Origin of the sequence: Streptomyces sp. NPDC020996 (genome assembly GCF_040641355.1) — a bacterium.
Lineage (GTDB): Bacteria > Actinomycetota > Actinomycetes > Streptomycetales > Streptomycetaceae > Streptomyces.
On sequence record NZ_JBFADM010000025.1, the window covers coordinates 67621 to 81006 of the forward strand.

6 protein-coding genes are annotated in these 13386 nt (G+C 70.3%); 1 reads left to right on the plus strand and 5 read right to left on the minus strand.

From position 1 onward, the window contains the following. Nucleotides 1-34 precede the first annotated feature (34 nt). From AB0G63_RS19035 to AB0G63_RS19045, 3 genes are all read right to left on the minus strand, one after another. Entirely contained in the window at nucleotides 35-1729 is a 1695-nt protein-coding gene (locus AB0G63_RS19035) for an ABC transporter ATP-binding protein (protein WP_360751348.1), read from the minus strand. 396 nt (nucleotides 1730-2125) lie between these two features. Further along, the gene (gene lanKC, locus AB0G63_RS19040; RefSeq protein ID WP_360751350.1) at nucleotides 2126-4702 is read right to left on the minus strand and encodes a class III lanthionine synthetase LanKC; all 2577 of its coding nucleotides are present in this window, start codon (nucleotides 4700-4702) and stop codon (nucleotides 2126-2128) included. Nucleotides 4703-4754: 52 nt separating this feature from the next. Then, entirely contained in the window at nucleotides 4755-6545 is a 1791-nt protein-coding gene (locus AB0G63_RS19045) for a cytochrome P450 (RefSeq protein ID WP_360751353.1), read from the minus strand. A 1299-nt stretch (nucleotides 6546-7844) separates the two neighbouring features. On the opposite strand from AB0G63_RS19045, the gene AB0G63_RS19050 reads away from it, so the two are divergent. Then, complete coding sequence (locus tag AB0G63_RS19050) at nucleotides 7845-10403, plus strand: LuxR C-terminal-related transcriptional regulator (RefSeq protein WP_360751355.1); 2559 nt, start codon at nucleotides 7845-7847, stop codon at nucleotides 10401-10403. A gap of 297 nt (nucleotides 10404-10700) precedes the next feature. Here the strand turns inward: AB0G63_RS19050 and AB0G63_RS19055 are convergent, their stop codons facing one another. Both AB0G63_RS19055 and AB0G63_RS19060 read right to left on the minus strand, forming a co-directional pair. After that, the gene (locus AB0G63_RS19055; RefSeq protein WP_360751357.1) at nucleotides 10701-12134 is read right to left on the minus strand and encodes an MFS transporter; all 1434 of its coding nucleotides are present in this window, start codon (nucleotides 12132-12134) and stop codon (nucleotides 10701-10703) included. A gap of 158 nt (nucleotides 12135-12292) precedes the next feature. Next, nucleotides 12293-13285: a hypothetical protein gene (locus tag AB0G63_RS19060; RefSeq protein ID WP_360751360.1), complete on the minus strand. Its 993-nt coding sequence runs from the start codon at nucleotides 13283-13285 to the stop codon at nucleotides 12293-12295. Nucleotides 13286-13386: the final 101 nt, after the last annotated feature.

Below are 13386 nucleotides of genomic sequence, written 5' to 3' on the forward strand. Positions count from 1 at the left end.
CGGGCGGCGGCGGGGTGGCGACTGCCGGGGGTGATCACCGCGCGGCCTCGAGGAACTGGGTGGTGGCGAGTTCGGCGTAGAGCGGGCTGGTGGCCACCAGTTCCTGGTGGGTGCCGACCGCTTGAACGGTGCCGCTGTCGAGGACGACGATCCGGTCGGCCATGGCGATGGTGGACAGCCGGTGGGCCACGACCAGGACAGTGGTCGTCCGGGAGATGTCCGCCACCGTGTCCCGCAGCGCCGCCTCGTTCACGGCGTCGAGCTGGGAGGTCGCCTCGTCGAGGAGCAGCAGCCTGGGCCTGCGCAGCAGCGCGCGGGCGATGGCGACACGCTGGCGTTGCCCGCCCGACAGCCTGGTGCCGCGGTGGCCGACCAGTGAGTCGAGGCCCTGCGGCAGGCGTTCGACGAGGTCGTCCAGGCGTGCCGTGCGCAGGACCTGCCGCACCGCGTCGTCGGTGGCGTCCCGGCTGCCGAGCAGCAGGTTGTCGCGCAGGGAGCCCGAGAGGACGGGCGCGTCCTGCTCGACGTATCCGATGGCCGAGCGCAGTTCGCCGATGTCCCACTCGGCGATGTCCCGGCCGTCCAGGAGGATGCTGCCGGCCGTCGGCTCGTAGAAGCGCTCGATCAGGGAGAAGACGGTGGTCTTGCCGGCCCCCGACGGGCCGACGAACGCGGTCATACCGCGGGGAGGGACGGTGAAGGTCAGTCCGCGGTGCACCGGCGGGAGTTCGGGTGCGTAGCGGAAGTGGACGCCCTGGAAGGACAGTTCGGCCGGTTCGGCGCTGCCGGACCGGTCGCCGCCGGTGCTCCGCGGCTCGGCGCGCAGCGCCTCCGCGGCCCGGATGCGTTTCACCGCCGCGGCTCCGAGGTTGTACTGGCTCACTCCCGACACGAGCTGCTGGATGGCGGGGACGAGGTAGAAGACGTACATCAGGAAGGCGATGAGCCTGCTGGCCTCCAGCGCTCCGGAGGCCACGCGCACGCCGCCCACGGCGAGGACGGTGAAGAAGGCCACCTGCATGGCCATCTCCGCCACGTTGCCCGCCATCGCGAGCCATTTGGCCGCGCGGACGCTGGCGCTCCACGCGTCCTCGGCGGCCTGGTGGACGGCTTCCTCCTCGGATTCCTCCGCTCCGGACGCCTTCACCGTGCGCAGCGCGCCCAGCGCGCGCTCCACACTGGCTCCCACGAGGCCCACCGACTCCTGGGACGCCATGCCGGCCTCGTTGACGCGGGACATCACCGAGCGGACGATCCAGCCGGCGACGAGCAGGACCACCAGGGTCACCGCCGTGAGCAGCAGGTCGAGCAGGCACATCAGAGTCGTGGTGGCCACGAGGGTGAGGGCCCCCGTGGCGGTGCCGACGAGCGAGTCGGTGGTGACCTGCCGCAGCATGGTGGTGTCGGACGTGACCCTGGATATCAGGTCGCCGGGCTCGGTACGGTCGAACTCCGAGATGCGCAGCCGCAGCAGATGGGACGTCAGGCGACGCCGTGCGGTCAGCACGATCGACTCGGCGGCACGCCGCAGCGTGTACGCGCCGAGCGGCCCGACCAGTGCGGTGAAGGTGACCAGCGCCCCCATCACCAGGAGCACGTCCCACGGCGGCCGCCCGGAGGCGAGGCCGTCGATCAGCCGCTCGGCGGCGAGGGGAACGGCCAGGCCGGCCGCGGCCGTGAGCAGGTTCAGCGCTCCGCCGAGAAGCAGCTGCGGCCAGGTCGGCCGCATGTGGCCGAGCATGACACGCCAGGTGGGCGTTGTGTCGGCGGAAGGCGCGGGGGGGTTCTCCGACGTTCCGGGTGTGTCCGACGCTGTGGCGCGGCCGGCGTGTGGTGGGTTCAAAGCGGTCCCTGAGGTGGACGGACACGTGAGACACGTGTGCGGTGCGGCTGCTACGGGGATCGGCTCCGCTGCCGTCAGGCCGTTCCAGACTCCGCAGGGCCATGACCGGCGGTGCGACGAAAGCCCGGCAGGGCACATCCGGTGGCACCGGGAGCCGCGATCGGCTCCCGGTGCCCCGGGCCCGTCAGCAGGTGGTCTTGTAGGACGTCACGATGCTGCTGCACGGGTGCGCGGACAGTTCCTCGGCGAGGGACTGGAGCTGGAGAACGTTGGCCATATTGGTCACCTCCTTCCTTGCTCCCCGACTGCGGTGTTCCGCAGATCGAGGAATGGGATGATCGACGCGTTCTGGTCGAACGCGACGCCTAGGGCAACGAGGACTCCCGCGGAGCCGCTGTCCAGGTCCATGGACAGGCGCAGGAGCTGGTTGCCGGGGAAAGCCAGGTGTCCTTCGTGGGACAGTGCGTGCCAGGAGAGTCTGCGGATGTGTTCGCGGATGACCGGCCGGTCCTCGTCCTGCCCCAGCAGGGCGAGGGTCACGATCAGGCCGGCACGCCCCATGAGCAGCGCCGGATGACGCACGAACGCCGCGCGGCACGCACGCCGGACACCGGCGACGACCTCGGCGAAGCCGGGTTCGTCGCGTCTGGTCAAGTAGTCGGCGAGGACGACGGCGAGACCTCCGCTGCCGGGCCCCAGGTAGAGGAGGTAGCGGTTGCTGTAGAAGAGGTTGAAACCGCCGTCCTTGTTGAACTGCCCGCGCTCGACCTCCCGCTGGAGTGCGGTCCGGGCCAGGTCGAGGTAGCGCTCCTCGCCCGTGTCGTCGTGCAGCCGGAGGAAGTAGTGGGCCACACCGGTCAGCCCGTGTTCGAGGCCGACCCTGCCCTGCGGCGGGAACATCGGCGATCCGGCGGCGCCGAGCTGGGACGCCAGTGTCTCGCCCATCTCCAGCGCTTCCTCGCGCAGGCTCTCGTCACCGGTGATCCGGGCGAAGTTCAGCAGGCTCAGGCCCGCTCCCGCGATCCCGCCGTGCAGTCCGGGAGCCGCCAGGCGGTCCTGCGCCGCACGGGCGCGGCCGAGCATGTCCCGGGCGTCGTCGTGGCGTCCGAGCGCCTGCAGGGTCGCTGCCACTCCGTGCAGGCCGTCCATCAGGCCCGGGCGCGGGTTGTCGGCCCGGCGAGCGGCGTCCACGAGCCAGTCCACGTAGTGGTCCGGTACGGCGGAGCCGACCTGGTGCAGGGCCCACAGGACGCCGGCGGCGCCGGAGGCGACGTTGATGCCCCCGGTCCCGAACTGCTGCGGGTCGCCGGGGAACAGACGGTCCTTGCGGTCCGGTGAGGCGCTCGCGTGGATCCCGGCGACGAGGGAGTCGCGGATGGTCGGCCAGTGCGGTTCCTGCGCCGCGAACATACGGGCCGGCAGATCCGGTCCGAACGGTCCGTGTCCGGCGCCGAGGCGGCGGACGAGCCGCGACCCGAACCCCTTGGGGACGGGGAAGTGCTCGGTGACGACGTCGGTCAGGGTGGCGTACTTGACGGGGTCGCGCTCCTGCAGCGGGCTGATCGGAAGGAACATCCACTGCCGGAGGCAGTCCAGGGCGTAGTGGTCGGCGTCGCGGCCGGACATGCCGCCGGGGGCGGTGAACCCGGGGGCGCCCAGGGGAGGCGCCTGGGTGTCGGTCAGGTCCGACGCGATCTCGAAGTCGATCAGTGCGACCCGGCCGTCGGGCCGCAGGATGATGTTCGCGGGATGGAGGTCGGCGAACCGGACTCCCTTGGCGTGCACCGACATCAGCGCACGGTCCACCTTCGCCAGGACGTCCGTAGCCCATGCGGTGTACTCGGCGAGCCACTCGTCGGAGGGATCGGGACTGATCAGCGGGTAGCGGTCGAAGACCTCGTTCAGCAGGGTCTCGCCCTCGATGTACTCCTGGACGAGGAAGTGGTGCTCCCAGATCACCAAGTGGTCGAGAACCCGGGGTACGCAGTCGAGGCCCTCCAGCCGCAGCAGCATGTCGCGTTCCCGCTTCAGCCGCGTCACGGCGTCCTGGCCGTCACGGTCGACACCCGCGTGGGGGCGCGCCTCGATCAGCACGACATAACGGTCGGAGTCCTTCTCCCGGGCCAGGTACACCCCGCCGCCGTTGGAGAAGTGCAGGGGCTTCTCGACCCGGTACGGGAACTCGTCCCCGCCGGCGGTGCGCCGCTCGACCGACGCCCGGAGCACCTCGGGCACCTCCACCCACTCCGGCACGGTGAACACGGGGTCGCGCTTGTCCGGTACCAGCCGGCCGTCGGGGGTGCGGACGGCGTACACCTGCTCACCGCTCGGCGACAGGTAGGTCATGGGTACGAAGGCCCCGTAGCGCACATACACGGGGGCGTCCTCGTACCGGACGTCGCTGAGGATGTAGGGGCCGGTGAAACCCTCGAGCAGATCGGCCAGCGCGGGCAGCACGGAGGCGAGCTGCTCCTCGTCGTGGGGGTAGAGCGTCAGGAGTTTGCCGCTGCTGCCCCGGCTGGCGTACTTGTTGTTGAGCATCCGCATCGCGGCCTTGCTCCGCAGGAACTTGAACGTCAGGCCCCGGGACAGGCAGAAGTCCATGACCAGGTCGACGACCGTTTCGGCGTCGGAATCGGTCGCCGACACATGGATCTTCCAGCCCTGGTCCGGCAGTTCGGCGCCCACGGGTTCGGCGACCACCCACAGCCCGTTCTCCCGCCGGCGCCAGCCGTCCGGAAGAGCACGGCCGGACGCCGCGAAAAGGCTGTCCTCGTCCTTCATGTGCCAGGGCGGCTCGAAGAAGACCGGATCCGCCTGGCAGTACGCCATGAGTTCCGGAATGGTGCTGGCTTCCACGCGTTGAAACTCCTGTCCCGATATGGCAATCCGTGATGCCTGGGCATCGACGCTATGAACGCGGCTCGAGGACTACCATGAGCTCGAGCAGGTAGCGCACCCGGTTTTTTCTGTATTGCAGGCCTCTCCCGTCCAGGGAAAGAGCCATCGCGGGAAAACGGCGTGCCAGTGCTTCCAGCGTTGTGCTCGTCAGCGCCCTGGCCAATGGCTCACCAAGGCATTGGTGATGCTCGTGACCGAATGCGGCGTGGGATTTTTCGGCCCGGCCGATATCGAGGACATCGGGGTCCGCGAAGACGCTCGGATCACGGTTGGCCGCCATCAGCGAGGCCGCGACGAGCTGTCCTTCCGGGATCCGCACACCGCCCTCGTCGACCGGGCACCGTGCTCGGCGTGGCAGGCCGAGTGGATAGGGCGTCACGAACCGCAGCAGTTCCTCGGCCGCGTCCCCAGCTGTTCCCGGATCGCCGACGAGCCGCTGCCACTGGCCGGGGTGCCGGAGCAGGGCGGCCACTCCGTTGGCGAGCAGGGTGGTCGTCGGCCGGGTCCCGGACACCAGCAGGAGCCGGGCCGCGGACACGAGATCGTCCTCGGCGAGCCGGTCGCCTTCCGCGGCGACCGCCCATCCGATGAAGTCGTCGCCGGGCCGTTTCCGGCCGGCTTCGATCAGCCGGCGCAGGTAGGCGTCCACGTCCTCGTGCGCGCCGGGCGGCGGGGTGGACAGCCGCCGTACCAGCCAGTCGTGGAGGTAGTCGCGGTCGGCTTCCGGGACACCGAACAGCTCGCACAGCGCGAGTACCGGCAGCGGCACCGCGACACGGCGGACGAAGTCGATCTCCTCGGAGGTCGGCAGGCCGTCCAGGAGGCCGTCGACGCAGCGCTGAACGCGTTCCCGCAGACGGGCGACGTGCTCCGCCGTGAGGTGCCGGCCGATGAGTTCCCTCAGCCGCCGGTGTTCACGAGCGTCGACGCTGATCGTGTCGGCGCCTCCTCGATGCTCGGCGGCCAGTTCGGGGCACTGGGCCCGGAAGCCCGGTGTGATCTCGACGTCGCCTCTCAAGTGGGGGGACGCGAGGACCTCGCGTGCCGCCTGATGTCCGGTGACGATCCATGTGGTGGTCGCGTCGGCGGTCTCCAGGCGGTGCACGGGCCCCAGTTCGGCGCGTTGCCGCATGGCCTCGGCGTCGTGGAGCAGCATCGCGGTCAGGGGCGGAAGCCGCACCGGGTAGGTACCCGGTACGACGGCCGGCCGGCCCAGCTCGCACAGATGGTCGGCCACGGCCGATTCCATGCGGTCCTGTTCCTCGTCGAGGGACAGGACGAGCGCCGGACACGGGGGCTCCAGGGATCCGGCCGCGGCGGCCGCTTCCCCGCCGGGAAGCAGGGCCACCACCGCCGCCACCCGCTCGGGGTGGCGGTCCGCGATCTCGAACGCCGCGTGCGCGGCCTGGTCCGCTCCGAGCAGTACCCCACGGTCGGGGCTGTCGGCGCGCATCAGGAAGTCCGTCAGTGCGTCGATGCACAGGGCGAGGTCGCCCTGCGGCGCGTCGACGCTCCGCACACGCCAGTTCTGCGGGATTCCGCCGGATTCCAGGAAATCGGCAGCCAGTGGTGTGTCGCCTATGACGACCAGGCAGTGAAGCGGCGATTCCCCACCGTCCCCGAGGCCACCCGAGCAGATGGACCGAGTTTCCGCATCTGACTTCACCGGATCACTCACTCCCCCCAGCAATGGACTCGAAAAGACGATGAAGCCGCGCTGTGAATTTTCGCGAAACTCTTGCAGCGCTGAACAGACCATATGCTCGCGTGCGACAGAACGGGAGAGGTAATCGTTACTCAACGAACCCGCTCATCCCGCGGAATGTTCTGTTCCATATTCGAGTCGTGCTGGGAGGTTTGAAGCAGGTGTATCCCGTGCCGTCGGCGCGGCTGCCGGGTGCGCCGGCGGAGCGGAAGCGAACAGGCCGAACGGGAGCCGCGTCGGCGGCGGGCGCGCACAGGGAGGTGCGGCAGCCGGCCGTGCGCGAACATGTAGAGGCAGAGCCCGAGTGGCACACCTGTGACACGTGTGGTGTTTCGCCGTCAGGACCGCAGCTGCGGGGCGCGGGCGGGCGTGTGGGCGAACGCCGCCCGCGACCGGTGGGCTCCGGTGGAGAACATCTGCCCTGGGCGGCAGATGCATAGGTTGACGGTGTCACTCACCCCTGCGGGGGCCGGCACGCACGACACCGGCCGAGCGGGCACCCGGAACCGGACGACGTACGCTCACCTGCCCGGCGGCGCCGCGCTGGTGTGACTTGACCCTGCTGTGACAGGCGCTGCCGGTGACGTAGCACCGGGACAGCGCACCCGGACCGGCGGCGTGGGCAAGGCGCCGCTCAGGTCCGAGTCGCGTTGTGAGCATGTGTTCTCCCCCGTTGTCGGCGGTCGGTACGCGCACGGTAGACAGCCGCTCTTGCAGATGACTGGAAAGAACGGGAGACGGTTCCCAGTCGTTTCCCAGACGGCCGTAGGCTGCGCCGACGGCGGCCCGCCTGGGGACCGGGCCGGTACGGACGCCGGCGGGCACGCGGTCAAGGGCTGAAGCTCGTCCTCCGGCCGACGCAGCGGTCACGAAGCCAAAAGGCCCGAGCGCGCCCCCGGGCGGCCCCGCAGGCCGCCTGACCAGGCGAAAGGTGCCAGAAAGTCAGCTCTCCCGGTCGCCCCGCAGGGAGGTTCTCAGGGCCCGGCCGGAGTCCTTCGCCTTGCCTAAGTGGACGACGGTCCCCTATCGTCCATGCCGCAGCGTAGCGGGATATCGCCCAGCATGGTCACTCTGGGCGGCCCGAGAGGCACAGCGACGCAGGGTCTGGGCAACCCTGTCCTCGTACGGCTCAGCCGTGATGTCTCCGGCGACTTCAATCGACAGGCACGCTTGCGACCACAACCAGTGGGCTTCTTTCACCAATTTCACGCTTGAAGCATTCGTTCGGGGGAGGCGATATGCAGAGCGGCATCGGCGCCGCATACGCAGGACTGATTCACCCACCCGGGTCCTCGCGTTAGGAAATTGCTCCGCGGGCGCGCCGTCGGCGGGCAGAGCGGAACCCGATCTGGTACGTGTCCACTGGGGCACCCGCACAGAACTCTGCGGAAGAAGATGATCCCACACGCCTTCAGTTCATCCACCGATCAGCAGACCAAACTCCAGAACACTTTACTGATCGACGAAGCGACGCCCCTTGCGGGCCGTGAACTCGAACTCGACAAAGCCTGCCGGGTGCTCGGCGCCACCAGCCGACCGGCCGGGGTCCTCCTGACGGGGGTCACAGGGATCGGCAAGTCCCGGCTGGCGGACGAGATCGTCTCGCTTCACGGACAGGATGCCGTGGACGTCGATCCCGCGCTGCAGGAGGTGCTGCGCACTCCTGAGGCGGCCGGCTTCCTCGAGAAGACGATCGCCCGGGCCGTCCGCCTGCGCCTTCTGCTCCGCGTCGACAACGCTCACCTGCTCGATCCGGCTGCGGTGCCGGTGCTCCTGCAGGCCGTGTGCCGTCAGCACGTCCGGCTGCTCGCGGAGGTCAACCTGGACGCCGGGGGCACGGGAGCCGGCGACGCCCTGTGCCGCAGTCCTTACCTGCACACCATCCATGTAGGACCGCTCGACGCCTCCACGGCACGGCGGTTGGCCGGCTATTTCTCCGGGCAACGGATTTCGCAACAGTGTGCGGCGCGGCTCGCCGACCTGTCCGCCGGAAACCCTTCGGTGCTCCGAGAAATCATCCGTGCCCTCCAGAACGAGCGTCCTGCTTCCATTTTCGGTGATTCCAGCGTGGTGATTCCTGAGTCGGTCGTACTCAGAAAGCTCGCGGACGCGCGCCTCGCGGTACTCGAAACGGCACCGAGGGAAGCTCTCGAACTCATTGCCCTGGCAGAACCGGCCCGGCTCACGGCCGTCGAGGAGCTCGTCGACCCGGACGTTCTCGTGTCGCTCGAGGACAGACGGCTCATCACCACGCACGTGGGTGACGCACAGGCGCACATCACTGTCGCGGATCCGTTGCTCGGCCACGTGCTGCGTCAGGAGACAGGCCCGCTGCGCCGGAAGCAGCTGCTCGCTTCCTGGAAGACGGCACTGCCGGAGAGCGAGAGACAGCCGGACGAATACGTGCGGATCGTCAGCTGGGAGCAGCAGAGCGGGCAGACCCCGTCGGAAGGCCGGCTGCTCCAGGCGTGCGGGTATGCGCTCAGCCGCCACGACCTGCCGGCCGCCACACACTTGGCACGGGTCGCCTGGCGCACTTACCGGTCGGCGAGCGCCGCCGACCTGTACGGCCAGGCGCTCCTGGCCAGCGCGTCGCTCGACGAACTGCACAAACTGTGTCTCGAGGCGGTCGAGAAGGACGACGTCGAGGTCGGGCGGGCGCTTCAGCCGTGGCAGGCTCGCGCCTGGATCCTGGGCTGCGACTACGCCCAGGCCGAGGCGGCCATCGACGAGATGCAGGGGCCGGCGAAGGAATTGCTGGCGGGCATGTCGGACTATTTCCAGGGGCGTTACCTGGACTGCCTGCACCGCTGTTCTCCGCTGCTGACCACCGCCGGTCCCGCCACGCGCGTCGAGGCCGCGGTGCTCGCCATGTCCGCTCTGTGCCATCTGGGGCGACCGCTGGACGCCCTGGCGCTGTACGAGGACGCCGCACGTGCGCTGCGGAGCGACGACGACGTGTGGGCACCGCACGTGGACTCCCTGGAAGAGCTGCGGGCCGGCGCACTGCACCTGTCGGGGGATCTGCGCGGCGCCCAGGACATACTCGAACGGGAATACGGCGACGCCGCGCGCAGGATGTCCTTCCGCACGGACACCCAGAGGGGTCTCGCGCTCGGCTTCACGCTCTACGAGCGAGGGCTGGTGCGCAGGGCCCTCGCCCACTTCGTCCTCTCCCCCGCCTATCAGGTGGGGTGGGAACAGTGGCACGCGCGTGCCGGTATCTACGCCGAACTGGCGTCCAACTGCCTCCCGGACAGCCAGCGGAAGGCTCCTCACGTCCGGCTCGACACCCTGCCGGCCGGGCACTACACGCATCTCGCCATCGTGCGCGCACACCGCGCCATGTCCCGCGGGGACCAGGCCACGGCTCTGGCGCTGCTGCAGAACGCGATACGTGATGCCCAGGCACAGGGGGCCGGCACCGATGTGGCGATCACCGTGCACGAGATGGCGCGCATCGGCCTGGCGTCGGACACGCGCGCACAGTGGTCCGTCGCCGTGCAAGGGCCGTATCTGCAGGCTCGCTTGCAGTACGCGCAGGCGCTGGCCACCGGCGATCACGCGTTGATGAAGTCCGTCGCGCGCTCCTTCGCCGCGGCCGGCGCGGAACTCTACGCGGCGGAGGCGTACGCCGAGATCAGCCGCATGCGCCGAAGGACCGGGGACAGCGGTGCCGCTGCCGCCGCGGTGGCGGCGGCCCGTGCCCATCTCGGCGCCTGCGACCCGGTGCAGACCCCCGCGCTGCGCTTCCTGGACCAGCCGGCGTCCCTGTCGACCAGGGAGCGGACCATCGCCGGACTCGCGGCCGAGGGGCTGTCGGACAAGGAGATCGCGGAACAGCTGGTCCTGTCGCCGCGGACCGTGAGCAACACCCTCTACCGCGTCTACCAGAAGCTCGGCATACCCGGGCGCCGTCACCTCCGGCAACTGCTGGAGGCCTCGCTCTGCTAGAGAAGGGCGAGCGCGGCGATCACGTCGACAAGCCCTGCCCGGTCTCCGGGCAGGGCTTGTCGACGCTCTCCGCGGGCTCACCGCGGGCGGGACGGTGTCCGCCGTGGCGCGCGCGGCGGTTGTGGGATCGGCCGTGCGGACGAGGGCCCAGCGCGGCTCGCGGTCCGCGCGCTCACCGGGTCATGACTCACGGTCATGACTCAGGCCGGTACCAGGGGTTCCCGGTACCGGCCTGCGCGCCAGGGGCCAGCGGATCAGCTCCGCCGGCCCTTGGACCTCATCCACCGCGTGAGGCCGTCAGGCCCTCGCCGACTCGCTCGGCGCGGCGGCCGGCTCCTGGTGGGCGGCGCCGGGCTTGCCGCGCATGAAGGCGGCGGTGAGCAGTCCGCCGACGGCGGCGACCGCGGCAGCGCCGAGGAAGGCGGCGCTGAACCCGTTGGTGAGGGCCGCGGGGTCGCCGGTCCGGTCCGCTCCCTTGGAGGTGGCCAGTGCCGTCAGGGCCGCCAGGCCGAGAGCGGAACCCACCTGATAGGTGGTGTTGACGATGCCGGAGGCGAGACCGGCCTGCTCCTGCGGGGCGCCGGACATGGCCGACATCATGAGCGGGATGTAGGCCAGGGACATGCCGGTCGCGGCGACGAGCGACGCGGGCAGGACGTCGACCGCGAAGGTTCCGGTCGGTTCCGCGGCCGACAGCCAGACCAGGCCCGCGGCCAGGACGAACAGGCCGCCGACGATGAGCGGCTTGGGGCCGAACCGGCCCAGCAGCCGGGCGGTGATGAGGGTCATGAAGATCATCAGCAGCCCGGTCATGGGCAGCAGCGCGGCGCCGGACGCGAAGGCCCCGAATCCGAGGACCTGCTGGAGGTAGAGGTTCAGGAAGTACCACATCGGGATCCAGGCGGCTCCCATCAGGGTCATTCCCACGTTCGAGATGCCCAGCCCGGGGACGCGCCAGATACCCAGCGGCATGAGGGGGGTGCGGACCGTCTTCTGGATGAGGAGGAAACCGGCCAGCAGGACGGCCGCGCCGAGGAGCCCCAGGACGGTCTGGGTGTCGCCCCAGCCGACCTCGGGGGCGCGGACGGTGGCGAAGACCGCCAGCGCCAGGCCGCCGGTGACCGCCACCGCGCCGAGCAGGTCGACCGAGCCGCGGTTGCCGGCCACGGCGGGCAGCAGTCCGGTGGCGGCCAGGGTGGCGACGCCGATGGGGATGTAGATGATGAACACCCAGGGCCAGCTCGCCCACTCGGTGAAGACGCCTCCGAGGAAGACACCGGCCGTACCGCCCGCCGGTGCCGCGGCGCCGTAGAGCGCGAGCGCCTTGCCCAGTTCCTTGGGGTCGTGCCCGAAGAGCATCATCAGCAGCGTCATCGAGGCGGGCGCGATGAGCGCGCCGCCGACGCCCTGGACGGCACGGCCCGCGATCTCCACCCAGGCCGTCGTGGCGGCCGCGGCCACCACCGAGCCGGCGGTGAGGACGACCCAGCCGCTGACGAAGACGCGCCGCGCTCCCAGCAGGTCCGACAGGCGGCCTCCCAGCAGCAGCAGCCCGCCGAAGGCGACGACGTAGGCGTTGAACACCCACTGCAGATCACCCTGGGAGAAGTCCAGGTCACGCTGCATTTCGGGGAGCGCCACACCGATGATCGAAGTGTCCATGATGACCATGAACTGAGCGGCTGCGAGCACCACGAGGGCCCACCAGCGCCGCGGATTGACGGTTGACATTGCTCTGCCTTCCACTGAGTTGCATACCCCTGGGGGGTATCTAGCCGACGACAATGTATACCCCCTAGGGGTACCTAAGCAAAGGGGTACCGCACCGATCGAGCCGGGCGGCCCGCACAGAGGCGCAGCGCCCCGGAGCCTCCGGCTCCCGCCGACGGTCAGTGCCGGTGACCGTCGTCCTCGTGCCCGCCGGTGGAGTCACCGGACGGAGCCGTCCGCGACTCGGCAGGCGTACCGACCCGGACGGTGAAGGCCGCGGTGCGCACGGTGTCACCGTGCTTGAAGTCGAAGAAGAGCCGGTAGGTGCCGGCGCTGGGTGCGGTGGTGCTGAAGGAGACGTCGGGGCCGGACTTCGTGGCGCCGTCCCCGGGTTCGCCGTCGGGGTGGACGTGCAGGTACGCCAGGTCTCCGGAACGCAGCGCGACGAGGTGCCCGTAGGCGCCGAGGTAGGGCTGGAGGTCGGTGACCTCCCGGCCGCCGCGGTCGACGGTGAGAGTGAGACGGCTTTCCGCGCCTGCCCGCAGGTCGCCCTTCAGCCTCACGGTGTAGCCGTCGACGGTGGCGATGGACGACGCTTCGGGCACCTCGGCCGGCCGGTAGGCGCCGGAGACGGCCAGGTCGGCGCCGAGGGTGAGCCCCTTGGACCGGTTCGCGGGCTGGAAGTCGGCGAACACCCGGTAGCCGCCCGCGGCGGGAAGGTCGACGGGGGTGCTCCACGTGCCGTCGGCGGCACGACGGGGGTGCAGATGCCGGTAGGTGTTCAGGTCGCGGGAAGCGACGATCAGGTGGAGTTCCTTGCCGTGCGCCCGCTCGTACGCGGTGACCGGCCGGCCCTTCGCGTCACGGACGACGAAGCGGAGATCACCTTTACGGCCGGCGGCCAGGCGCGGGCTGCGCAGATCGAGACTGTAGCCGCCATCGGCGACCTGCAGGCCACCGGGCACGGCCGACGCTTCGGCCTCGCCGTGGCCCGCGTGGCCGCCGTGCCCTCCACCCCGCTCCGGCGCCGCGCTTTCGGAATGGGCTGAGTGGGCGGGGTGCGCGGCCGTGTCGTCCGCCATCGGGGCGACGGCACCGCCGACCCCGTACGCGGTTCCGAAGACCGCCGCCGACGCGGCGGCGAAGGCGCCGAGTTTCCACAGGACGTTCATTCACAGGCTCCTAGAGAGGGACCGAGAGTGATACCCATAGGGGGTACCGGTACCCGTTGCGGGTTGCTCAGCATACGGGGAGGGGGTATACGATGCCAGCA

Coding starts and splice junctions, on each gene's coding strand:
- AB0G63_RS19060 (WP_360751360.1), bottom strand. CDS start 13,285: ATGAACGTCCTGTGGAAACTCGGCGCCTTCGCCGCCGCGTCGGCGGCG.
- AB0G63_RS19035 (WP_360751348.1), bottom strand. CDS start 1,729: ATGCGGCCGACCTGGCCGCAGCTGCTTCTCGGCGGAGCGCTGAACCTG.
- AB0G63_RS19050 (WP_360751355.1), top strand. CDS start 7,845: ATGATCCCACACGCCTTCAGTTCATCCACCGATCAGCAGACCAAACTC.
- AB0G63_RS19055 (WP_360751357.1), bottom strand. CDS start 12,134: ATGTCAACCGTCAATCCGCGGCGCTGGTGGGCCCTCGTGGTGCTCGCA.